Below are 20,733 nucleotides of genomic sequence, written 5' to 3' on the forward strand. Positions count from 1 at the left end.
CGATCCAGGCTCTCACGGTGGCCCACGCCGGCTCTCGACGCCCAAACTGCCAGAATCCGAACAGATAAGGCTCTGGCACGGCATCCATGCCGCTCAAGGTCCCACACCGGCACGCGCGCAAGCACCTCCGGTTGCTGTCGGTGGCCGAACCTAAAAGCGACAACTGGGTTGCAGATCATGCGTCGGCCGAGAGTCGGCTGACGCATGGGTCAAAAATGCACCGCGCGCTTATGGCTTCGACAGCGCGTGCAACTGCTCCATGATCAGCTTGGCCAGGGTCGCGTAATCGCCCTTGAAGTGGTGATCACCCGGCAGCGCGACCCGCTTGGCGGCTTGCGCCGGCAGGCTTGGGCAGAGCGCATCCTGGTCGTCCTGCCCATAGATGCACACGGTAGTGCCGGCGGGCAGTCGCTGCACTTCCGGCGCAATCGGCAGGCCTTCGTCGTCCGAGCCCAGCCAGTTGCTGACGTGGAATTCGTAATCGGCCAGCTTGCCCACCGACAACAGCGCGGTCATGCGCAGGTTCTGCTTGGTCTGCGCCGGCAGCTTGTTGATTGCGGCAGGCAACACGTCCGCGCCCTGCGAGAAGCCGATCAGCACCACCCGCTGGCGTTGCCAGCGCTGCGCATAGAAACGCACGATGCGATCCAGATCGGTGGCAAAGCCCTGCGGTGTGCGCTCGGTCCAGAAGTAACGCAGCGAATCCAGGCCGACCACCGGGATGCCTTGCGCGGCCAGTGCATCGGCCACCTCTTCGTCCAGACCCGCCCAGCCGCCATCGCCGGAGACGAAGATCACGAAGGTGTCGTCGTCGCTGTCGCCGTCCGGCTTGGCCGATACTTCCACCACCGGCAGATCTTCCAGCCCGCCCGGTGGCGGCGCCAGTGCCACGCCCTTCTGCTCTCCCAGCGAACGTGCCGCCGCGCGTAGGCCCGGCAGGATGTCGCCCTGCGCCGACCGCGTGAACGTGCGCGCCTGCGGCACCTGCTTGAGGAAGCCGTCTTCGGCCGCGGCCGGGCAACGCTTGTCCTGGCTGCCGGCGAGCACCCAGGGAATCTGCAGCGGCACTGGCAGCAGCGTGTTGCTGCCAGGGCGCACGCCCGGCTGGCAGATAGCCTGATCGGACACCGTCGCCGGGCATAACCCATCGGTCAGCACGCCGGCCAGCACATGCGGCTTGGCTTGCGCCCCGATCGCATAGGCCAGCGCAGCCCCCTCGCCGTCGCCGACCAGCAGCGGCAGGCGGTAGGTGGGGATGTGGTAGAAGGCCTGCACGTAACGCGAAAAATTCTCGACATCGCCGACCGAGAACGCGCACGTACCGCCGGCCTTGCGCAGCACCGCGTACAGATGCGCGGTATCCACCATCGCCACCATCGCGCCATCGGCACGCAGGCTTTCCGCCTGGGCCTGGCGCTTGACGTTGTTGCCGGTGCCGGTCAGCCAGATCACCACGCGCTGCGGCTCGCCCTTGGGCATCAGCACCGGCACCTGCTCGAAGCGGCCGTGGCTCACTGGCTGCGTGGTCTGCGCAGCCGCCATGCCCGATAGCGTCAACATCGCCGCGCCGCAGAGCGCGCTCCACATCTCAAGTCGTCGCATGTCGCACCATCGGAAAGAGTGGTTCAAAGATAATCGCTCCGGGCGGCCACGCGAAGCGCGGCGCTTCGCTTATCGCGCATGTGCTCGCTGACGCGCTTCCCAGGCGGCCAACGCCTGCCGGTAGCGCGCCAGGTCCTCTGCGTACAGATCGTGGACGCACAACGGGCAACCGCTCTCGCAGCACTCGTTGGGTGCAGGCGGCTCGGGCGGCTGCGGGCGTGGATCATGATCGGGAGCGGCGCGGTGGTGCATGTGCGCATTGTAGCGTGCGCCATCACCGCGCCTGGATGAACCGCCTCGCGCCGCGCGGCGGGTCAGCGCCCCAGACGTCGCCGCAGATTGACACGTGCCGCAGCGTCGCAGCGCGCATGGAAGTCGTCGCTCAAAAAGATCCGCGGACGCTCGAGCAGGCCGGCCAGAAACCGCCTGCGGTTGAGCCGGAACAACAGGCTGGGCACATGCCTGCGGTATTCGGCGGCAATGGCCTGGTCGTAGGCATCGAACACCGCCGCCGGTGCGGCCAGGATCGCCATGTCGCAATCCAGGAACAACGCCGCTTCGGCATCGACATCCGCCGGCTGCAGTTGTCCATGGCGTGCGGTCAGCAGGATCAGGTGCTGCACGCGCTGCAGATCCACCGAGGCCTGCGGCCACCAGCGCGGGATGCATTCTACCGCCCACTTGGCGGATTCCGACTCGTTGTCGCTGCGCCCGGGTTGATACACCGCATCGTGAAACAGCACCGCCAACCAGACTTCGACCGGCTGCTGCCAGCCCGGTCCGGCGGCGACCTCGGCGTAATGCTGCAGCAGCGCGCGCACATGTCCGAAGTGGTGATAGGCGCGCGGCGGCCTGGCATAGGCCTGTTCAAGCGCGGCCAGGTGCTCGGGCTGCAATGGCAGTGGTGTGATGGTGGCGTCCATGCACGCAGGCTACCGCGACGCAGCTGCCCGCGCATCAGCGCAGCGCCCATTGCCCTTCGAGCTGGTAACGCGACTGACCCAGAAAGCTGCGCACCAGCGCGAACTCGCGCACCGTCCACGCCAGCGTCTCGCAGCGCCGTTGCGGCAACGACTGATTGCAATACAGCAACGTCATATGCGGCGTGTACTGCGCATCGCCGGCAATGCCCGCATGCGCCAGTTGTCGGCCCAGCGCGCCTTGCAATTCGTACAGCCCGCGCACCTTGTCTTCGCCACGCAACACGCAGGGCAGCTGCGAACGTCGTCCACCGAAAGTGCCCACCCGATCGAACTCCACCGCGAACGCATCCATTGCCACGCGCGCGGCCGCCTGACTGGCGCGGCTCACCAACGACGGCGGCAAACCGCCGGCGTAATCGCCAAGATGATGCAAGGTCACATGCAAGCGCTCGCGCGCCAGCGGCTTGCCATCGACATGACCACCATGCAGCAGCCCGTCGGCGATCGCTGCGGCGCGTTGGGCAGTCGACGCATCGGCCATCACCGCAAAGAACAGGCGTTCGGTGGTCTTCTCCTCACCAAGGCCAAGCGACAACTGCGCCTCGGCCGATGACAGGTACAGGAACTGCTGTTGCATGGGCTGATTCCACGACCGCGTACGCGGACCTGCCGGAAGAAGGGCGGCGGATACTAGCAGACCGGATGCGTGCGTGACACGCATTCAACATCGATGCACCAGCGTGGAACGCGCGCAATGCGTGGAACAAACACCGCGTGTCAGACGACGTGTGACACAAAAAAGAAACGGGCAGCTCGCGCTACCCGTTTCCGCCTTTATCGGTTTACCCCGCAAGCTGCATCACATGGATGCACTTGGGTCACGCACGCAGTTTATGCGGCGCTCTTCATCGCATGCTTGCGGTTACGCATCACGTCATGACACGCGCGCACTTCCGGCAGCAGACGCAGTGCGGCGTCGCGTGCGGCAGCCGGGGTGTCCTGGTCGGCGATGGTTTCGTCGAATGCCTTCAGCAGACGATCTTCAGACTCTTCCAGCTCGGCAACATAGCCATACTTGGTGTCGCCCAGCGTCGCACGCACCTTGCCGTAAAACTGCTGCATGCTGCCGACCATGGTGCCGCTGGTTTCCGGCTTGCCACCGACCGACGCAACCACGCTGCTCAGATTGCTGACGATGTCAGACTTCACGCCGGCGATGCGGCGGAACAGCGTTGCAAGTTCCACATCACCCACCTTGGCAGCGGCTTCCTCGTAGAAGTCCTTGCCGTCGCGGGAAATGGCGATGAGGTCGTTGAGGCTATGCTCGGTCTTGCTCTGAATGCTCATGTGTCGCTCCTGATTGCGATGGGCCAGCGCTGCGCGGGTGACAGATGCGCTTGCGCTGGCTTTCGGGGGATGAGGCAATCGATGTATTGATTGCATGCCTTGGCGTTGTGTACGGCCTTAGCTTGGCGTGACACACATAATCGACATGTGAGTGATGTGGCGATTGTCCTCACGCGATCATGCAAGCAATGAATGGCGATTCATCGATGCCAAGAACAGGTCAACCCTGCTTCGGTTGCCGGCTCGCCCACATATTGTCGACCAGGTTGGGATACGGCCGACCAGCCTCCTCCGCACGTTGTCTGGCAGCGGCTTTTTGGGCAGCGGTCAGCGGCGTGGACGCGGACTTACCCTTGGGTTTCGGACGCTTCCATGGCGGTGGCGTGAAGTCGGTCATGGCTGTACGGTCCGCTTGCAGTGGAGCATGCAGTTTCGATGTCCGGTTGTGAGTTGGCCGTAGATGGAGTCCGGCGTCCTGCATGCGCAACTGCGTCGCAACAGGCACGACATTTACCGACGCTGGCACTCATCACTGCCACTGCACCATGCAGTATGAAACCGGCAACCCGCTAGCAGCTCGCCAACGCCGTGCGCTGCCGGCGTTCCTGCCAGGCCGCCAGGGCGTACACCAGCAACCCGCCCAGCGCGGTGGCCGCACCCACGTAGCCGGTCGAAGTCCAGCCCCACCCGGCCATAATCGCCATGCCACCCAGCCATGGGCCCAGCGCATTGGCGGTATTGAACGCGGCATGGTTGGACGCCGCCGCCAGGGTCTGCGCCTCTGCGGCCACATCCATCAGCCGCGTCTGCAGTGCGGGGGCCAGGGCGCCCATGGTGCCGACCGCCACGATCGACACAAATACCCACAGGCCCGACTGCGCGGCCAACGGGAAGGTCAGCATCACCACCACCGACCACACCAGCAACACCGGCACCGCACGGAACTGCATACGATCGAACAGCCAGCCGCCCAGGATGCTGCCGAGCACGCCGCCGACACCGAACGCCACCATCGCCAGCGGGATCCGCGCCGGCGCCACGCCGGTCACTGCGGTCAGGGTGGGCGCCAGATAACTGAAGACGCAGAACATGCCGGAAAAACCCACTGCGCCGATCGCCAGGGCCAGCCACACCTGCGGTTGATTGAACGCGCGCAGCTCACGCAACGGCTGTTGCCGCGGCTCGTCCGGCGCAGGCGGCAAGCGCGACGCCACTGCCGCAACCGTGCACAACGCAAGCACCGACACCGCCGCATAGGCCCAACGCCAGCTCACGATCTGGCCCAGCCAGGTCGCCAACGGATTGCCCACCAGCAAGGCGATGCTCAGGCCCAGTAACACCCGACCCACCGCAGTGGCGCGTTGGTTGGGCGGGCTGATCGATGCGGCCACCAATGAGGCGACGCCGAAATACGCGCCATGCGGCAAGCCGGCGATGAACCGGCACAGCAACATCGTGTGATAGCTCGGTGCCAATGCACTGGCAAGATTGCCCAGCGCGTAGAACACCATCAACAGCAGCAACAAGGTGCGCCGCGGCCAGCGCGCGCCAACAATCGCCAGCAACGGTGCACCGACCACCACACCCAGTGCATAGGCGCTGATCACGTGGCCAACCTGCGGCTCGCTGATCTGCAGGCCGTGCGCGATCTGGGTCATCAGGCCCATGGTGGAGAATTCGCTGATGCCGATCGCAAAGCCGCCCATCGCCAACGCAAACAGGATCAGTACGTAGTCGCGCCGGGACACGTGCGGTGTTGAAAGATCAGTATCGGACATGCCCGACTCCAGGATGACGGGGCGACTTATTATTGTGCAATGCAGCAGCCGGCGAAAGCACGGCGCCCGCTGCGATTCAGCGCCAGTCCCCCAGCACATCACAGTTTGGCCAATTTCGTTGCAACGGGAGACGCTGTGTCCTATCGCTATCGCTCGAATCCGCTTTGGTCCGCCACCATCGCTAGGGGGCACTCGCGATCGGCGCGGTGTCGCGCACGGCGCGTGATCCACACCCAATTGGTTGCTGATGTCCACATCCACTGAATCCCCGTTGTTCTCCCCGGTGCGCCTGGGCGCGCTGGATCTTGCCAACCGCGTGATCATGGCGCCGCTGACGCGCAATCGCGCCGCAGCCGGGCAGGTGCCCTCGCCGCTCGCCGCCGAGTACTACGGCCAACGCGCCAGTGCCGGCCTGATCGTGGCCGAAGGCACGCAGATCAGCCCGCTGGGTCAGGGCTACCTGGATACGCCCGGCATCCACACCGCCGAGCAGGTCCAGGGCTGGCGTGCGGTCACCGATGAAGTGCATCGCCGTGGCGGCAAGATCGTGTTGCAGCTATGGCATGTGGGCCGCGTCTCGCACACCAGCGTGCTGCCACCGGGCGAATCGCCGGTCGCGCCCAGCGCCATCCGCGCCGAAGGTAAGACCTACACCAAGGACGGCTTCCAGGATGTCTCCGAGCCGCGTGCGCTGGCGCTGGACGAAATCCCCGCCCTGATCGAGGACTACCGCATCGCCGCGCGCAACGCCATCGATGCCGGTTTCGACGGCGTGGAAGTGCATGCGGCCAATGGCTATCTGCTCGACCAGTTCCTGCGGGACGGCTCCAACCGGCGCACCGACGCGTACGGCGGCGACATCGAAAACCGCACCCGCCTGCTGACCGAAGTGGTGCAGGCGATCGCCGACGAGATCGGCGCTGAGCGCACCGGTGTGCGGCTGTCGCCGGTCACACCGGTGTACGGCATGCACGACTCCGATCCGCAGCCGCTGTTCGAACGTGCGGTGGAGCGTCTCAACCTGATCGGCGGGCTGGCTTTCGTGCACGTGATCGAAGGCGCAACCGGCGGTGCGCGCGACAACGTCGCCTTCGACTATGCCGCGCTGCGCGCAAAGTTCGACGGCGCTTGGATCGCCAACAACAGCTACGACAAGGCGCTGTCCGACCACGCCATCAACAGCGGTTACGCCGATGCGATCGCCTTCGGCCGGCCGTTCATCGCCAACCCGGATCTGGTGCGTCGCCTGCACGAGAACGCCCCGCTGGCCGAGCTCGACCAGGCCACCCTGTACGGCGGCGGTGCCAAGGGCTACACCGACTACCCCGCCCTGCCGAACTGAGCGCGGCTGCAAGACGCCTGCGCTCACCGCCAGGCGGGCGCGGCCGATGTCTGGAATCGGGATGTACCACGCGTACATTCCGGTTGCTGCGCGCCGTCCGCAACCACCTGACGACTGATCGTTAGATTTTGTCAGTCGCTCCAAGTCTCGCCGCCACAGCGGCTGCGCTCGGCATCGAGCGAGCGCAGCTGCCGTATCGGATCGACCGGTCCGCACGCGCACGTTGGACCTGAGCACGTCGCCGGCCCGGCGTCTCGTGCAAGCGCGATACGCATCCCTTGCCCGATCGCCCGCGCAATGCGGCGGTCCTCGTGCATCTGCCAAGACAATCGTTGAACCGGCGCGCAAGGCCAGGCGCTTGTGCGTGTGTTGCGCCTTGGGCTCGGCGAATACGCAAACGCGTACACAGCACGCCCCCTCGCGACGCGGATGCCTTCGCAACGTAGCCATCCCGGTAGCAACCACATGACGCGTACACCCGGCCCCGCTAGGATCGTGCCGACACTGCTCTCTGGAATGCCGATGCGGCCCCTGCTCACTGCCATTGTTTTTTGCACGCTGCTGGTCTGCGGGCCAGCGCTTGCGGTGCCGTTCTGGGGCGCGCGCCAGTCCAGCCCTGCCGAAACGGCGCCGGCCGACCTCAAGCCGGGCGAATGGATCTGGGGCGGCGTCAGCAAGGGCTGGGGGCCGATGGCGGTGATTGTCAGCCTCACCGAGCAACGCGCGTATGCGTATCGCAACGGCATCCTGATCGGCGTGTCCACCATCAGCTCCGGCAAGCCCGGGCACGAGACACCGACCGGTGTGTTCACCATCCTGCAGAAGGACAAGGACCACCGCTCCAATCTCTACAACGCCGCGCCCATGCCGTATCAGCAGCGCCTGACCTGGGACGGCGTGGCCCTGCACGCAGGCGGCCTGCCCGGTTACCCGGAATCGCATGGCTGCGTGCATCTGCCGTCGGAATTCGCGCGGCTGCTGTTCGACAATTCCAACATGGGCATGGTGGTGGTGGTTGCGCAGGCCGGTGTGGACGCGGACGCGGTGGTGCATCCCCGCGCGCTCAGCCCGATCGACCCGGCCACCGGCGCGCAGCGGGCATTGCTGCCGCTGCCCAACGGCCAGAGCTTTGCATGGCAGCCGGAGCTGGCACCCACCGGCCCGATCTCGATGCTGGTCAGCAGCAGCGATCAGCAACTGGTGGTGTATCGCAATGGCGTGGAAATCGGACGCGCGCAAGTGGCATTGCGCGCACAGACAGGTGCCGCGCCGCTGGGCACGCAGGCGTTCATCGTCGGCCAGGGCTTCCTGCCTGGCGAGGTGCCTGGCCTGCCCAGTCAACGCATGCCCAACTGGATGCGCATCGGCATCCCCGGCAGCAATGCCGCGGCAGGACAGCCGCTGGATGCCGACACCATAGCCCGGCTGCAGGTACCGCCGGCATTCCTGGCCGGCCTGCTGCCGCTGTTGACGCCTGGCGTGGTGCTGGTCGCCACCGATCAACGCATCCTTCCCGAAACCACCGGCGGCAAGCTGCAGGTGCTGGATTCGGACCCGCCCGAGGCACCCTGAGCGCCAGCTGCGCAGCGTTATCACAGCGGCAAGGTACGAGGTGCGCATCAGGTTGCGCGCACATGGTTGCAGCTCAGCATCGGCAATGCGCTCGTCTGCGCTGGGGGTGCCCCACGCGGGCCGCCCGCCCGGTGTTGTTGAACGCACGACACGGCGCGCATTGGTGCGATTGTCAGCGCGGCTTGCTTGGCAGATGATGTGGCAATACCTCATTGCCAAGGATGTGCGTGATGCGTCTACTCACTGCGGTTCTGCTCGGCGGCACGCTGGTCGGTGGCGCCTCATCAACGGCAGCGGCCGAGCCGCTGCGCCCTGCCGCACCGAACGCCAAGTGCCTGGATGCGCGCAAGGTAACGGAGCTGCATCAAGCCGATCCGCGCACGCTGGCAGTGGCCGAACAGGGCGGGCGGCTGTTCCGCATCAGTCTGGCGCAGGACTGCCCGCAACTGGCCGCGCAAGCCGATGCGAGCCTACTGGCGGCGCACGGCTGGGTCTGCAACGGTGCGCCGGCTTACGTGCGCTCGGGCCAGCAGCACTGCGCGGTCAGCCAGATCGCCACGCTGAGTGCGCGCGAATACGCCAGTGCGGCACGACAACGCGACAGCGGCATCCCGACCCTGGACGGGGTCAGCGTGCGCGAAGCGCGCCGGCGCAATTTCGCCGGCTCGTCCAGCTACTGCTTCAATCCCAGCATGCTGCGCTCGTGGTCGGAAGACGGCCAGGGCCTGGTGGTGGAAGTCTCGCCACGTCACCCCGGCACGCATCGCCACTACCGTGTCGAACTGATGGACAGCTGCCGCGAACTCAGCGGCGCGCCGCCGATCCGCTTCGTCTCCGGCATGGGCCTGAATGCGATCTGCGGCAATCCCGGCGACAAGGTCGATGTGCTCGACGAAATGGCGCTTGCCGGCGCGGCTGCCGGATCCGGCCAGCAGGGCGATCTGAGCACCACGCGTGGCGGCCTGGCCGCGCGGATGCGCCAGAGTTGCACAGTGGCGGCGGTGTATCCGCGCGATTGAGCGTCCCGCAACGCAGGAGCGCGCTTGTGCGCGATGAAGCGTTATCGAACATGCCTCATCGCGCGCAAGCGCGCTCCTACACACGCTGCGGGCGGTGTTGCTGCTTCCGCACTCGGCTCACGCCTTGCGCAGGAAACAGGTCTTCAGCACCAGGCCCTTGATCTTTTCCGAATTGCCTTCGATGTGCTCGGCATCGTCCTCGACCAGGCGGATGTTGCGGATTAGCGTGCCCTGCTTGAGCGGAATCGATGAGCCCTTGACCTTCAGGTCCTTGATCACGGTCACCGTGTCGCCGGCCTGCAGCAGGTTGCCGTTGCTGTCGCGCACCACCGTCGCAGCCGCGGCGGACTCGCCCGCGCTCCATTCGAAGCCGCAGTCTGCGCAAATCAGCAACGCGCCATCGGCATAGGTATTGTCCAGGCCACATTGCGGGCAGGCGGGAACGGAAGACATGCGATTCCTAGGTTCAAAACGGGCGTGGATTGTAGCGCCCCGGCCGCGCGATCACGTCTCCGGCACGGCGCCGGCGCGATAGTGCAGCGCTTGTCGAATGCCCTGCAGGTCGCACGTGCCCAACCCATCGGTTCCCCAAGCCCCCGGCGCTGCGCCAGGATCCACCGCGCCTACGGCTGGCGAACCTGGCGCGGCAAAGAAAACTGGCTCGCATCTGGTCGTCTATGTCGCGCTGGCCGGCAACCTTGCCATCGCGATCGCAAAATTCATCGCCGCAGGCATTTCGGGCAGCTCGGCGATGCTCAGCGAAGGCGTGCACTCGCTGGTGGACACCGTCAACGAAGTGTTGCTGCTGTACGGCCTGCGCCGCGCGGCGCAGGCCCCCTCGCCGACCCATCCGTTCGGTTACGGGCGCGAGCTGTACTTCTGGAGTTTCATCGTTGCGCTATTGGTATTCGCGATGGGCGCAGGCGTGTCGCTGTACGAGGGCATCGTGCATCTGCGCAATCCCGAGCCGGCCAAGAGCCATCTGCTCGCCTACATCGTGCTCGGCGTGTCGATCGTGTTCGAAGGCATTTCCTGGGTGGTGGCGCTGCGCGAGTTCCGCGCCAAGAAGGGCCGCATGGGGTATTTCCAGGCGTTTCGGCAAAGCAAGGACCCCAGCACGTTCACCGTGTTGCTCGAAGATAGCGCCGCCTTGATCGGCTTGTTCATGGCGGTGCTGGGCCTGGCCGGCGCGCAGCTGCTGGACATGCCCGAACTCGATGGCATCGCCTCGATCGGCATCGCTTGCGTGCTGGCTTTTACCGCATTCCTGTTGGCGCGCGAAACCAAGGGCCTGCTGATCGGCGAACCCGCGCATGCGCACGTCACCGAATCGCTGCTGCGCATTGCCGCCAGCGATCCGGATGTGCGCGCCGCCAACGGCGTACTGACCATGCAGATGGGCCCGAACCAGGTGGTTGCCGCGTTGAGCGCCGAGTTCGAAGACAGCCGCACCACGCCACAGATCGAAGCCTGCGTCGGGCGCATCGAAGCGGCCGCCAAGCGTCAGCACCCCGAGCTCACCGCGCTATTCATCAAGCCGCAGACGCCGGAAACCTGGCACGCGCGCCGCGCCCAGATCGAACGGGGCGCCGAGCAGGATTAGCGCAGGCCATGGATCGCCTGCATCGCGCAACGCGGCACACTACGATGCAGCCCAATGCTGCAACGTGACGCGCATCGACCGGCTCACATTCGAACACTGACGCACCGCGCAAGCATCAATTGCATGGCAAAGGTGACATCGTCACCACCAAGCTGATCCTCGCCATAACCGCCGCCCCGGCTGCGGTTGCATCATCCCGGTCGATTGCCTACGGTATGCGGGCACCACCACTTGGCGTCGTGAGTCAGCCGACGCATCCCACTCGATCACCGTCATGGAGGTTTCCAATGGAAATCAGCCAGGGTCGCGTTGCGACCATTCATTACACCCTTTCCGACGACAGCGGCCAGGTCCTGGACCGTTCGACGCCGGACACACCATTGAGCTATCTGCACGGCGCCGGCAACATCGTGCCCGGCCTGGAACAGGCACTGGACGGCAAGCGCACCGGCGAGACCCTCACTGCCGACGTGGTGCCCGAACAAGGCTACGGGCCGCGCCACGCGCAGCTGATCCAGCAGGTTCCGCGCGATGCATTCCCGACCGATGTCGAGGTCGTGCCGGGTGTGCAGTTCGAGGCGCGCACGCAGCAGGGCCCGGTGCTGGTCACCGTCACCGAGGTCGGCCCGGAGCAGGTCACCGTCGACGGCAACCATCCGCTGGCCGGGCAGACCCTGCACTTTGCGGTCGAAGTCATCGACGTGCGCGAAGCCACCACCGAGGAACTGAACGAAGGCCAGGTCGCCAGCATCGCGGCCTGACCCTGCGTGCCGCGTGCCGGCGGGCATGCGGCACGTCGCTTGCTGCGACGTCCGAACGCGGGGCAATGGGCGTCGCCGGCGGCAGAAGTAGTAAAGTGCGCGGCCCGCTCACAGGCCCGTCCGCATGAAACTCGGCATCGACTTCGGTACCAGCAATTCCGCCGCTGCGGCGATCGTCGATGGCCAGGTAGTGCCGGTGCGCTTCGGCGAGGCCTTGCAGTTCCGCACCACGGTGTATTTCCCCGAGACCATGCGCGACCCGGACGATTTCAGCCTGACCCCGGCGCTGGAATACGAGGTCGAACGGCTGATCGACTCCGCCCGTCGCGACGCTGCCGCGGCCGCCCGAACGTCCAGCAACGAGAGCCTGCGCCGCGACGCGATCCGCATCGTGCGCCGGCAATGGATGGAAGAGCAGGTGCGCGAGCCGCGCAGCTCCGCCGCCCTGCTGCAGAACGCGGTCTATGGCGACGAAGCGCTGGATGCGTACTTCCTGGAAGGCGAAGGCAGCCTGGTGCAGAGCCCCAAATCGATGCTGGGCTACAACCTGCATCCGCGTGCGCGCCAGACCATCACCGGCATCGCCACGCACGTGCTGGAGCACATCCGGCTCACCGCCTCGCGCCAGTTCGACATCAATATCCGCAGCGCCACGCTGGGCCGCCCGGTGCAGTTCCGCAGTTCCATCGGCGAGGCCGGCAACACGCAGGCGCTGGAAATCCTGCAGACCGCCGCGATCGCTGCCGGCTTCGACCAGGTGGATTTCCTCGAAGAACCCGCAGCGGCGGCGATGCATTACCACGTCAGTCACGGCAGCCGTCACGACACCGTGGTGGTGGACATCGGCGGCGGCACCACCGACATCGCCCATGCCAGCGTCGGCGGCAGCGCCGCGCCGCAGGTGCACCGTGCCTGGGGCATCGCGCGCGGCGGTACCGACATCGATCTGGCGCTGAGCCTGGCCGCCTACATGCCGCTGTTCGGCCGCGGCATCACCCGCGTGCCGACCCATCACTACGTGGAAGCGGCGATGGTGCAGGACATGACCCGCCAGCGCGAATTCCGCCTGCACAAGTACCAGGACGTCCCCGCACCGTTCGACAAGCGCCTGCAGGCGCTGCAGGACACCGGCAACACCGCGCGCCTCTACCGCGGCGTGGAAGCCTGCAAGATCGCGCTCAGCGCGCACGACCGGCACCAGGCCGGGCTGGACTTCATCGAACGCGGGCTGGAGGTGGAGGTGCAGGCCAGCGCGCTGGTTGCGTCCGCTTCCAACTATCTGGGCGAACTGGAAGGCTTGCTTGCGCAGGTCCGTGCCGACTTGGACGCCCCGCCTGCCACGCTGTTCCTGACCGGCGGCATGTCGCGTGCCGGCTATATCCGCGACACGGTGGCAGCCGCGTTCCCCGAATCGCGCCTGGTGCAGGGCGATCCGTCCTTCGGCGTGGTGCAGGGCCTGGCCTGGGCAGCGGCCGCCGGGGCCCGTCCGTCGGCCGGTTAAGGCAACCTGCGCCCGCATCCCTTATAATGCACGGTTGCTGCGTGGCGCTTAGCCGTCTTGTCAGCAAGGCACGCTTGCCGTGCCACCGCGATTGCGCACCGAACGCGACCGCACCTCTCGACACCGCTTCCGCGCGCGCCACCCTAGCCGCACGCGGTGTCATTGCACTTCCCCGCTACAGGAGGCCACATGGCACGTCCCGCGACCAAGCAGAAATCCCAGCCCAGCATCGCTCGCAGCGAAGGCAAGTCGCAGCCGCTCAGTCGTGAGCGCATCGCTGCCGACATCGCCGCGTTCCGCAAGACCGGCGGCCGGATCGAAGTGCTCACCACCAACTTCGGCCCTGCACGTAACGACGGCGACAAGATCGCCTAAGCGCTACCCGCAAGCCGAAGCGTTGTACCGACGTGCCACCGCAAGGTGGCACGTTCGTTTCCGGTCCTGACTATTGCAGGCGCTTAGTTGCCGTAATCGATGCGGACCGAGCCGGAATGCGATTCCAGCTTGATGTCGCCATTACCGGATCCCAGCCTGGCTCTCAGGCTCTTGCCCGGCCCGTACTCCGGCCGCTCCACCTGCCCGGCCACCGAGCGGATGTCGCCACTGAACACCTCCACCTGCAGCGCTGCCGACACGGTGCGCGGCATGCCCAGAGCGATCGCGCCACTGACGCTCTCCGCAGCGATGCTGCCGCCGGGCGCCAGACCGGTCACCGTCAGCGCCGTCGCTCCGGACACGCTCTCGGCGCGCAGCTGCGACACCTGCCCCGCGCCGACCCGGATCTGGCCGGAGACCGACTCGACCGACACCACCCCGCTGGCACCGGCCGGCGCATCGATCTGCCCGCTGACCGTGCCCAGGCTCAGCCGTCCGCTGGCCAGCGTGCTGCGCAGCGCGCCGCTGACGGTTTCCAGTTGCGCTTCCCTGGCGCGTCCGGCTGCGACCACATCACCGCTGACCGACTTGAGCTGCAACCGCGCCAGATCGACCTGATCGACATCCACCGAGGCACTCACCGCCTCCACCTCCAGCAGCGCGGCGCGCGGGACCCGCAGTTCCAGTTGGGCGCCCTTGCTGTTGCGGTTGTTACGCGGGTAGATCACCTCGAACTGCAGCCGGTCCGGACTTTCATCCACCTCCAGGCGTTGCCCTTCGCCCAGGGTGCCGGTCAGCGCCACGTCGTCGCGGTCCCAGCCGCGCACGCGGATCTGCCCGGCAATGTTGTCCAGTTCCACGCGCCCGCCGCGTGTCAGCGGATGGCTTTGCTTCACGGTGGTCTGCGCTGCCGCCGGCAGTGCGCAAAACGCAACCAGCAACAACATGGATAAATGGGCGTAACGCATGGGCATGCTCCTCAGCTTGGAAAGGACGTCTCGCCCTGCGAGGCAAGACGGGTCAGTTGCAGGCGCTTGGCATAGGTGCGTTGCAGCTGCGACAACAGGAATGCAGAGCGCGGACTCTGCGCGATGGCGGCGTGGATGGCCTGCGCACTCTGGTCCAGCTCGGCCAGCGCCGGGCGCAGATCGGCCGGCACCTGCTGCACCGGCACTGCATCGATGGCCTGCTGGTACTGCCCGGCCATTGCCTGTGCCTGCGCCACCAGGCCAGGGCGTGCCGACGCTGGCGCTGGCGCCTGGGTCGAGCGATCGAGCCCTGGCACGATCGCCACCACGGCCAGCGCAGCAGCAAGCGCCACACCGAACGCGGGCCAGGCCCAGGCACGCTGGCGGCGCGGCTGCAGGGCAACCACATTGGTGTGCGGCGTCAGTGCGGGCGCGATGCGCTCCCAGAGCTGCGCCGGTGGCTGACGTTGTTGCGGCAACGCACGCAGACGCGCGGACAACGCGGCGTCATCGGTTGCGTGCGGATCAAGCGGATCGTGATTCATGCGATATCTCCCAGCCGCACGCGCAGCAGGCCGCGCGCGCGATGCAGTTGCGCCTTGGAGCTGCCGACCGCCATCTGCAGTTCGTCGGCAATTTCCTGATGTTTCCAGCCTTCGATGTCGTGCAACACCAGTACCGCGCGTGCGCGCGGCGGCAGGGTTTCCAGCGCGCGCTCCAGATCCATCTGGGTGGCCTGGCAGGCTGCGACACCTGGAATGGCAGCGAGGATCTCGCCATCGGCATCGTCCACCATCTGATCGCCCGCAACCGAGCGCGCACGCAGCTCCATCAGGGCCGTATTGACGGCTAGCCGGTGCAGCCAGGTACCCAGCGCGCTCTGGAAGCGGAATTGCGGCAAGGCCTTCCACGCGGCAATGAAGGTCTCCTGCAGCACATCGTCGGCACGCGCCGCATTGCCCCCGCACAACCGCCACACCACCGCATACAGGCGCGGCGCATGACGGCGATAGATGGCCTCGTAGGCGGTGCGATCGCCGCCTGCGGCAGAACGCGCCAGCGCCGCGTCGTCGCGTCCGGCCGGACCGTCACAAGCTGAGGCATCGATGGGCATGGAGGTGTCGAGCATATCCACTTCGATGCGCCGGGCAGCGCAAAGGTTTAAACCGCGCCCAGGTATTTTTCGAGCACGGTTCCAGGAGCGGCCGACAAACCTACTGCGCCGCCGCCCGGCGGGCCTTGCCGGTGCTCGGAATCGACATGGACCACTCGTACACCCCGGTTCCGAGCGTGCCGTCCGCATCCGCCTGACGACTGCTCGCTCCCTTTTGGGCCGCTCTAAACCTTTTCGCCGGCCGCCGCATCCAAGCCTGCGATGGCGCAATCCTGCGCCGCATCGTTTGCCGGGAGCACGGCCGTTGGCCGCTCCAGGCGCAGGCCCCCTGATCGGACGTCGCCATGCCGCATGTTCTCGGAATACTGCTGAGCCTGTGCTCCACCCAGTGCCCGGCCCCGCTGCCGATGGATGCAGTGCAGCTCACGCTGATGCCTGCGCGCCTGCAGGCCTGCCTGCTGCACCTGCCGTCGACGCGGCTGTCATGCGTCGAGCTGAACTCACCGGCGCACTGGTTGCCGGTGCGCCGCGCCGAGCAGCTGTGGCGGCGCGTTGTCGCGTTGTCCGCGCATGGCCGCAGTTCAACGCGTTGACCGGTTGCAGCGTCATCATGGATTCGGTCGCTGCTGTATCGCCGTGTTGGCCTCCATCGATGCGCATGGCAACGAGCGCCCCGGCCACGCACAGCTATGGTGCCGCAATCCATCGCAGCACCCTTGAATCAATCTCGCTGCCGCCATCGCTGAGTGCGCGTTTACCCCGCGCACCAGCTGTGCAATGACGCCCCCGTTACAATGGGTGTTCTCTGTGAACCTGCACGATCTGATGTCCGCGTCCGACGCTTTGCCCACCATGATCCGTAGCCTGCTGCCGCACTGGAATCCGCAGTGGCTGACCGTGGCAGTGCTGACGGTTCAGATCGTGCTGATCCTCACCGTTGCCGCGCTGGTTCGATTACTGCTGCGGCAAGTGCTGCGCCGCCTGTGTACGCGCTACAGCCTGCCGGCAGAAATGATGATCGGTATCCGTCGCGTGGGCAGCTTCGTCATTTCCGTCACTGCGGTGCTGACGGTACTGAACGTGCTGGGCGTCTCCAGCGGCACCTTGTGGACCGCGTTCACCGGATTCGCGGCGGTCGGTGCGGTGGCGTTCTTCGCGGCATGGAGCGTGCTGTCCAATATCTTCTGCACCTTCCTGATCATCACCACGCGCCCGTTCCGCCTGCACGACCATATCGAACTGCTGGAAGGCGGCGACAAGCCCGGCCTGAAGGGCCGGGTGATCGACATCAATGTGATCTACACGACCCTGGAAGAAACCGGCGATCACGCCGGTAGCGTGCTGCAGGTTCCCAACAGCCTGTTCTTCCAGCGCACCACGCGCCGTTGGCGCGAGACCAGCCACTTCAACGCCAACTGAGGGCGGCGGCGGACAAGACGTCATCAGCCATTGTCGGGTGACTCGGTCGGTGCCTACAAGGACGCGACGCGCGAATGCCGCATGCAGGCCCGATCAATCGCCGCGCCCGCCTGGCGGCAAGCGCAGTCGTTTGCCGGTTACTTTGAAGACGCGTGGCAATCAACGCAGCTGGCTGTCCTTGCTGCCACGACGGTTGTAGCCCCCTTGCGCCGCCTGCTCCTGGTCATGCGCCTGCTGACAGTTCACGCACAGGTGCACGCCCGGCACTGCCTTGCGGCGCGCCTCGGGGATGGGTGCATCGCACTCCTCGCAGTGAGTCAGGCTCGGGCCCTGATGCAGCTGGCTCCGCGCGCGCTTGATCGCATCCTCGACGGTCGCATCGATCTGGTCCTGCACCGCCCCATCACCTGCCCATCCGGTCGCCATATTCGCCTCGGCTTGTCTGCTCAGACCTGGAATATGGGCATGCGCACGGGCAAATCCAAGCCAAACGTGCACAGTGCGCTCAAATCAGGTGCTTTAGCATCCGCCCATCCGCATTCTTCGAGGAAGTCGCAATGGAACAACACGTCCACCCGTTCTCCGAACTATTCGCCCAGTTGGGCCTGCCATCGGATGAAGTCAGTATTCGCAACTTCATCGATGAACACTCTCCGCTGCCGGGCGATATGCGCCTGGAGGAAGCCCCCTTCTGGACGCCGGCACAGGCACAGCTATTACGTGAAGAGCGCCTCGACGATGCCGACTGGATCGTGACCATCGATCAACTCAATATCGCCCTGCACACCACTGCCGAAGACACCGGCGTCTGAGTCGCGCAAGGACGCAGCGAGTGCCCTGCGCTAGACCTCGCTCGCGGCCCCGCTTGTCATTGTGTTGGGTGATTAGCTTGCAGTAACAAAAAAGGAGCGGCCACTGGCCGCTCCTTTGCATTCCGGGCGATGTAGCCGGCATGCGAACCGCATACCGACGCACGCCTCGGGCGTCAGGTCACCTTCTTGGCGATCGTCATGCCGAGCACGAACAGCACGATGGCGATGATGATGCCGGCCCAGAACAGGAACTTGGCAATTCCCATCGCAGCGCCTGCCATGCCGCCGAAGCCGAGCGCACCGGCAATCAGTCCGATGATGGCGAAAATAATGGCCCACTTGATCATGTTTGTTGTCTCCTCATCCGGCACGGTGCCGTGTTTTCAATCGTGTGCTTGCGCGGTCATGCCGCAAAACATGCGCTGCACGCTACGCATCCGGATGTGCCGCATTCGTGAATACGCCTGACACATAACGCCACATTCGCGCGTGCAGAGTCGCCAGCGGCGTCCGCATCGGCGATCATGCGCACCTCGCAGCAATCGATTGGCATGGACACTCTTCGCTACCTCGCCGGTTACCCGGCCGCCGTCCTGGATCAGGTGCGCGAGCTGATCGCACAGGACAAACTCGCCCTGGTGCTGGCACGCCGCTACCCGGATCGCCACGGCATCCGCAGCGACCGGCAGCTGTACGACTACGTCAAGGCCATGAAGGAGCGCTACATGCGCTCCTCGCCAACCCTGCACAAGGCGCTCTACGACAACCATCTGCAGGTGGTGAAACATGCACTGGGCACGCACACGGCGATCTCGCGCGTCCACGGCAGCCGACTCAAGGCCAGCCGCGAGATCCGCATCGCCTCGATCTTCCGCGATGCGCCCGAACCGTTTCTGCAGATGATCGTCGCTCACGAGCTGGCGCATCTGAAGGAAGCCGATCACAACAAGGCCTTCTACCAGCTGTGCAACCACATGAGCCCGGACTACCACCAACTGGAGTTCGACCTGCGCCTGTATCTGACCCACCTGGCGCTGTCCACGGACGCCTGATCGCGCACCGGAAAGCGAAGGCGGGGCGGCGGCAATGTCGTGGCCAGTCCGTGGCGGCCAGTCGCCAGGTCGGTACGAACGAGCTGCGCTGATCTTCGGCAATGCTGCCCTCCACCTTGCCTTGGGCAGCATCCGCGCCCGCCCGAGGTCAGGCACGACAGGGGTGCCGGCCTCTCCTAGAATGCGGCCATGCAGGCACCGTCCCTCCAGCAACTCACCGATGCCGCGCAGACCGCGCAACCTGCAGCAATGGCGGCGTTGGCACATGCGTTGGTGCGCATGGGGCAGGCCGAGCAGGCGCTGGACTGGTACACGCGTAGTGCGGCCGCAGGCGACGCCAGCGCGCAGATCGAAGCCGGCCGCATGCTGGCCTACGGTGTCGGGTGCGAGGTGGACGTGGCCCAGGCGCTGACCCACTGGCAGCAGGCCGAACGCCAGGATGTGGCGGCAGCGCGCTATCTGTTGGCGACCGTGGCCGTTACCGACGCCCCATTGATGCTCGACACGCAGGCGGAATCCCGCTTGCACGCAGCGGCCGCAGCCAACTACCCGCCTGCGCTGCGCGCGCTGGCCATCCAGCACGGCCGCATCGATCACCCCGCGCAGCAACGCAACTGCGTTGCCTTGCTGGAGCGTGCCGCGGCAGCTGGTGACGCACTGGCTGCCGCGCTACTGGCCGAGCGCCTGCTGCGCGGCGAAGGCGTCCCACAGCAACCCGACGCCGCAGCGCAGTTGCTGCGGCAATTGCAACCGCTGGGTATCGCCGCGCCGCCCGCCGTGCGGATCACGCCACCGGATCCGGGCGGCGACGACCAGCGCATCGGTTTCGCTGCCCGACACATCGCGACGCGCCGCCACGACGCGCCCGTGATCGAAGAAGTCTCCGGCGTGCTGTCTGCCGACGAGTGCCGCTTGTTGATGTTGCTGGCGCGGCCGCACCTGCGCGCCTCCCAGGTGGTCGACCCCACCGATGCCAGCACGCGCCGCGCGCCGATCCGCACCAGCCGTGGCGCAACGCTGGATCCGATCCTCGAAGACTTTGCCGCGCGTGCGGCGCAGGCGCGCGTGGCGGCCTGCGCGCAGCTGCCCTTGTCCCATGCCGAAGCGCTGTCGGTGCTGTGCTAAGCGCCGGGTGAGCAGTACCGCGCGCATCGCGACTATCTGCCGCCCGGCACGATTGCCGCGGACCGCCCCACTGCCGGCAATCGCCTGCGCACCGCCTGCGTCTACCTCAACGACGTCGACGCGGGAGGCGACACCGACTTCCCGGTCGCGGGCGTGCGCGTCACTCCGCGCGCCGGGTCGGTGGTGTGCTTTGACAATCTGCATGCCGATGGCCGCCCCGACCCCGACTCGCTGCATGCCGGCCTGCCGGTCAGCGCAGGGAGCAAATGGCTGGGAACCCTGTGGTTCCGGCAGCGGCGCTATCGGCATTGGTGAACAGATTCATACACCAGCCCCCGCCGACGTGGTTTAAAATGTTGCAGCGCGACGTGATCGGACAGGGTCTGCAGACGTCGCGTTTTTGTTTCCCATTGCACGGGT

At 66.1% G+C, this 20,733-nt stretch carries 23 protein-coding genes, 2 other RNA genes and 1 pseudogene; 14 read left to right on the top strand and 12 right to left on the bottom strand.

Translation table 11 applies throughout. The features are described 5' to 3' along the window. Nucleotides 1-228: 228 nt before the first annotated feature. From LL972_RS12480 to LL972_RS12505, 6 genes are all read right to left on the bottom strand, one after another. Nucleotides 229-1,602 carry an AcvB/VirJ family lysyl-phosphatidylglycerol hydrolase gene (locus LL972_RS12480; protein WP_228327873.1) on the bottom strand — a complete coding sequence of 458 codons (1,374 nt, stop codon included), beginning with the start codon at nucleotides 1,600-1,602 and terminating at the stop codon, nucleotides 229-231. Between the two features lie 69 nt (nucleotides 1,603-1,671). Beyond that, entirely contained in the window at nucleotides 1,672-1,854 is a 183-nt protein-coding gene (locus LL972_RS12485; RefSeq protein ID WP_228327874.1) for an oxidoreductase-like domain-containing protein, read from the bottom strand. Nucleotides 1,855-1,916: 62 nt separating this feature from the next. Further along, on the bottom strand, nucleotides 1,917-2,525 hold the full coding sequence (locus tag LL972_RS12490) for an HD domain-containing protein (protein WP_228327875.1): 609 nt from the start codon (nucleotides 2,523-2,525) through the stop codon (nucleotides 1,917-1,919). A gap of 34 nt (nucleotides 2,526-2,559) precedes the next feature. Beyond that, the gene (gene thpR, locus LL972_RS12495) at nucleotides 2,560-3,162 is read right to left on the bottom strand and encodes an RNA 2',3'-cyclic phosphodiesterase (RefSeq protein ID WP_228327876.1); all 603 of its coding nucleotides are present in this window, start codon (nucleotides 3,160-3,162) and stop codon (nucleotides 2,560-2,562) included. A 254-nt stretch (nucleotides 3,163-3,416) separates the two neighbouring features. Continuing rightward, nucleotides 3,417-3,872, bottom strand: a complete 456-nt coding sequence (locus tag LL972_RS12500; RefSeq protein WP_228327877.1) for a PA2169 family four-helix-bundle protein — start codon at nucleotides 3,870-3,872, stop codon at nucleotides 3,417-3,419. A gap of 569 nt (nucleotides 3,873-4,441) precedes the next feature. After that, nucleotides 4,442-5,650 (bottom strand): MFS transporter, encoded by a 1,209-nt coding sequence (locus tag LL972_RS12505; protein WP_228327878.1) that lies wholly within the window; start codon nucleotides 5,648-5,650, stop codon nucleotides 4,442-4,444. Between the two features lie 247 nt (nucleotides 5,651-5,897). Here LL972_RS12505 and LL972_RS12510 point away from each other — a divergent pair, with 247 nt between their 5' ends. The 4 genes from LL972_RS12510 to LL972_RS12525 all read left to right on the top strand — a co-directional run bounded on the left by LL972_RS12510 (nucleotide 5,898) and on the right by LL972_RS12525 (nucleotide 9,583). After that, complete coding sequence (locus LL972_RS12510; protein WP_228327879.1) at nucleotides 5,898-6,992, top strand: alkene reductase; 1,095 nt, start codon at nucleotides 5,898-5,900, stop codon at nucleotides 6,990-6,992. Nucleotides 6,993-7,053: 61 nt separating this feature from the next. Then, nucleotides 7,054-7,129: non-coding RNA, sX9 sRNA (locus LL972_RS12515), on the top strand. Between the two features lie 379 nt (nucleotides 7,130-7,508). After that, complete coding sequence (locus LL972_RS12520) at nucleotides 7,509-8,564, top strand: L,D-transpeptidase (protein ID WP_323134216.1); 1,056 nt, start codon at nucleotides 7,509-7,511, stop codon at nucleotides 8,562-8,564. A gap of 230 nt (nucleotides 8,565-8,794) precedes the next feature. Next, nucleotides 8,795-9,583, top strand: a complete 789-nt coding sequence (locus tag LL972_RS12525) for a hypothetical protein (RefSeq protein ID WP_228327881.1) — start codon at nucleotides 8,795-8,797, stop codon at nucleotides 9,581-9,583. Between the two features lie 117 nt (nucleotides 9,584-9,700). Here the strand turns inward: LL972_RS12525 and LL972_RS12530 are convergent, their stop codons facing one another. After that, nucleotides 9,701-10,036: a zinc ribbon domain-containing protein YjdM gene (locus LL972_RS12530; RefSeq protein ID WP_016904453.1), complete on the bottom strand. Its 336-nt coding sequence runs from the start codon at nucleotides 10,034-10,036 to the stop codon at nucleotides 9,701-9,703. A 115-nt stretch (nucleotides 10,037-10,151) separates the two neighbouring features. Between LL972_RS12530 and LL972_RS12535 the strand changes: the two genes are divergently transcribed. The 4 genes from LL972_RS12535 to LL972_RS12550 all read left to right on the top strand — a co-directional run bounded on the left by LL972_RS12535 (nucleotide 10,152) and on the right by LL972_RS12550 (nucleotide 13,823). Further along, nucleotides 10,152-11,186 (top strand): cation diffusion facilitator family transporter, encoded by a 1,035-nt coding sequence (locus tag LL972_RS12535; protein WP_228327882.1) that lies wholly within the window; start codon nucleotides 10,152-10,154, stop codon nucleotides 11,184-11,186. Between the two features lie 287 nt (nucleotides 11,187-11,473). Then, nucleotides 11,474-11,947 carry an FKBP-type peptidyl-prolyl cis-trans isomerase gene (locus LL972_RS12540; RefSeq protein ID WP_228327883.1) on the top strand — a complete coding sequence of 158 codons (474 nt, stop codon included), beginning with the start codon at nucleotides 11,474-11,476 and terminating at the stop codon, nucleotides 11,945-11,947. A gap of 124 nt (nucleotides 11,948-12,071) precedes the next feature. After that, on the top strand, nucleotides 12,072-13,448 hold the full coding sequence (locus LL972_RS12545; protein ID WP_228327884.1) for an Hsp70 family protein: 1,377 nt from the start codon (nucleotides 12,072-12,074) through the stop codon (nucleotides 13,446-13,448). 189 nt (nucleotides 13,449-13,637) lie between these two features. Continuing rightward, on the top strand, nucleotides 13,638-13,823 hold the full coding sequence (locus tag LL972_RS12550) for a hypothetical protein (protein ID WP_010366034.1): 186 nt from the start codon (nucleotides 13,638-13,640) through the stop codon (nucleotides 13,821-13,823). Nucleotides 13,824-13,906: 83 nt separating this feature from the next. Here the strand turns inward: LL972_RS12550 and LL972_RS12555 are convergent, their stop codons facing one another. The 3 genes from LL972_RS12555 to LL972_RS12565 are packed head-to-tail and all read right to left on the bottom strand — an operon-like array spanning nucleotide 13,907 to nucleotide 15,920. Then, a complete protein-coding gene (locus LL972_RS12555; RefSeq protein WP_228327885.1) occupies nucleotides 13,907-14,791 on the bottom strand; it encodes a DUF4097 family beta strand repeat-containing protein in 885 nt (294 codons plus the stop codon). A gap of 11 nt (nucleotides 14,792-14,802) precedes the next feature. Continuing rightward, a complete protein-coding gene (locus LL972_RS12560) occupies nucleotides 14,803-15,336 on the bottom strand; it encodes a hypothetical protein (protein ID WP_228327886.1) in 534 nt (177 codons plus the stop codon). Continuing rightward, nucleotides 15,333-15,920, bottom strand: coding sequence for an RNA polymerase sigma factor (locus LL972_RS12565; RefSeq protein ID WP_053045282.1), 588 nt, complete (start codon nucleotides 15,918-15,920; stop codon nucleotides 15,333-15,335). Before LL972_RS12565 ends, LL972_RS12560 begins: the two co-directional genes overlap by 4 nt. 131 nt (nucleotides 15,921-16,051) lie before the next feature. Between LL972_RS12565 and LL972_RS12570 the strand changes: the two genes are divergently transcribed. The 3 genes from LL972_RS12570 (at nucleotide 16,052) to LL972_RS12580 (ending at nucleotide 17,324) form a co-directional block, all read left to right on the top strand. Beyond that, nucleotides 16,052-16,126, top strand: a non-coding RNA gene (locus LL972_RS12570) — sX9 sRNA. Between the two features lie 123 nt (nucleotides 16,127-16,249). Next, nucleotides 16,250-16,498 carry a hypothetical protein gene (locus LL972_RS12575; protein WP_228327887.1) on the top strand — a complete coding sequence of 83 codons (249 nt, stop codon included), beginning with the start codon at nucleotides 16,250-16,252 and terminating at the stop codon, nucleotides 16,496-16,498. A gap of 232 nt (nucleotides 16,499-16,730) precedes the next feature. Next, nucleotides 16,731-17,324 (top strand): mechanosensitive ion channel family protein, encoded by a 594-nt coding sequence (locus tag LL972_RS12580; protein ID WP_039530084.1) that lies wholly within the window; start codon nucleotides 16,731-16,733, stop codon nucleotides 17,322-17,324. A gap of 159 nt (nucleotides 17,325-17,483) precedes the next feature. Here LL972_RS12580 and LL972_RS12585 read toward each other — a convergent pair whose 3' ends face one another. Then, entirely contained in the window at nucleotides 17,484-17,750 is a 267-nt protein-coding gene (locus tag LL972_RS12585; protein ID WP_024938007.1) for a DksA/TraR family C4-type zinc finger protein, read from the bottom strand. 131 nt (nucleotides 17,751-17,881) lie between these two features. Between LL972_RS12585 and LL972_RS12590 the strand changes: the two genes are divergently transcribed. Beyond that, nucleotides 17,882-18,136, top strand: coding sequence for a DUF2789 domain-containing protein (locus tag LL972_RS12590; RefSeq protein WP_228327888.1), 255 nt, complete (start codon nucleotides 17,882-17,884; stop codon nucleotides 18,134-18,136). Nucleotides 18,137-18,309: 173 nt separating this feature from the next. Here the strand turns inward: LL972_RS12590 and LL972_RS12595 are convergent, their stop codons facing one another. Beyond that, the gene (locus LL972_RS12595; RefSeq protein ID WP_003489471.1) at nucleotides 18,310-18,483 is read right to left on the bottom strand and encodes a DUF1328 domain-containing protein; all 174 of its coding nucleotides are present in this window, start codon (nucleotides 18,481-18,483) and stop codon (nucleotides 18,310-18,312) included. Nucleotides 18,484-18,660: 177 nt separating this feature from the next. Between LL972_RS12595 and LL972_RS12600 the strand changes: the two genes are divergently transcribed. Next, complete coding sequence (locus LL972_RS12600; RefSeq protein ID WP_228327889.1) at nucleotides 18,661-19,188, top strand: M48 family metallopeptidase; 528 nt, start codon at nucleotides 18,661-18,663, stop codon at nucleotides 19,186-19,188. A gap of 189 nt (nucleotides 19,189-19,377) precedes the next feature. Next, a pseudogene (locus tag LL972_RS12605) lies at nucleotides 19,378-20,628 on the top strand (2OG-Fe(II) oxygenase). Nucleotides 20,629-20,733 lie beyond the last annotated feature (105 nt).

It is taken from the genome of Xanthomonas campestris pv. asclepiadis, from assembly GCF_020784175.1.
In the GTDB taxonomy this organism is placed as follows: domain Bacteria; phylum Pseudomonadota; class Gammaproteobacteria; order Xanthomonadales; family Xanthomonadaceae; genus Xanthomonas; species Xanthomonas campestris_D.

Coding starts and splice junctions, on each gene's coding strand:
- LL972_RS12480 (WP_228327873.1), bottom strand. CDS start 1,602: ATGCGACGACTTGAGATGTGGAGCGCGCTCTGCGGCGCGGCGATGTTG.
- LL972_RS12485 (WP_228327874.1), bottom strand. CDS start 1,854: ATGCACCACCGCGCCGCTCCCGATCATGATCCACGCCCGCAGCCGCCC.
- LL972_RS12490 (WP_228327875.1), bottom strand. CDS start 2,525: ATGGACGCCACCATCACACCACTGCCATTGCAGCCCGAGCACCTGGCC.
- thpR (WP_228327876.1), bottom strand. CDS start 3,162: ATGCAACAGCAGTTCCTGTACCTGTCATCGGCCGAGGCGCAGTTGTCG.
- LL972_RS12500 (WP_228327877.1), bottom strand. CDS start 3,872: ATGAGCATTCAGAGCAAGACCGAGCATAGCCTCAACGACCTCATCGCC.
- LL972_RS12505 (WP_228327878.1), bottom strand. CDS start 5,650: ATGTCCGATACTGATCTTTCAACACCGCACGTGTCCCGGCGCGACTAC.
- LL972_RS12510 (WP_228327879.1), top strand. CDS start 5,898: ATGTCCACATCCACTGAATCCCCGTTGTTCTCCCCGGTGCGCCTGGGC.
- LL972_RS12520 (WP_323134216.1), top strand. CDS start 7,509: ATGCCGATGCGGCCCCTGCTCACTGCCATTGTTTTTTGCACGCTGCTG.
- LL972_RS12525 (WP_228327881.1), top strand. CDS start 8,795: ATGCGTCTACTCACTGCGGTTCTGCTCGGCGGCACGCTGGTCGGTGGC.
- LL972_RS12530 (WP_016904453.1), bottom strand. CDS start 10,036: ATGTCTTCCGTTCCCGCCTGCCCGCAATGTGGCCTGGACAATACCTAT.
- LL972_RS12540 (WP_228327883.1), top strand. CDS start 11,474: ATGGAAATCAGCCAGGGTCGCGTTGCGACCATTCATTACACCCTTTCC.
- LL972_RS12545 (WP_228327884.1), top strand. CDS start 12,072: ATGAAACTCGGCATCGACTTCGGTACCAGCAATTCCGCCGCTGCGGCG.
- LL972_RS12550 (WP_010366034.1), top strand. CDS start 13,638: ATGGCACGTCCCGCGACCAAGCAGAAATCCCAGCCCAGCATCGCTCGC.
- LL972_RS12555 (WP_228327885.1), bottom strand. CDS start 14,791: ATGCGTTACGCCCATTTATCCATGTTGTTGCTGGTTGCGTTTTGCGCA.
- LL972_RS12560 (WP_228327886.1), bottom strand. CDS start 15,336: ATGAATCACGATCCGCTTGATCCGCACGCAACCGATGACGCCGCGTTG.
- LL972_RS12565 (WP_053045282.1), bottom strand. CDS start 15,920: ATGCTCGACACCTCCATGCCCATCGATGCCTCAGCTTGTGACGGTCCG.
- LL972_RS12575 (WP_228327887.1), top strand. CDS start 16,250: ATGCCGCATGTTCTCGGAATACTGCTGAGCCTGTGCTCCACCCAGTGC.
- LL972_RS12580 (WP_039530084.1), top strand. CDS start 16,731: ATGTCCGCGTCCGACGCTTTGCCCACCATGATCCGTAGCCTGCTGCCG.
- LL972_RS12585 (WP_024938007.1), bottom strand. CDS start 17,750: ATGGCGACCGGATGGGCAGGTGATGGGGCGGTGCAGGACCAGATCGAT.
- LL972_RS12590 (WP_228327888.1), top strand. CDS start 17,882: ATGGAACAACACGTCCACCCGTTCTCCGAACTATTCGCCCAGTTGGGC.
- LL972_RS12595 (WP_003489471.1), bottom strand. CDS start 18,483: ATGATCAAGTGGGCCATTATTTTCGCCATCATCGGACTGATTGCCGGT.
- LL972_RS12600 (WP_228327889.1), top strand. CDS start 18,661: ATGCGCACCTCGCAGCAATCGATTGGCATGGACACTCTTCGCTACCTC.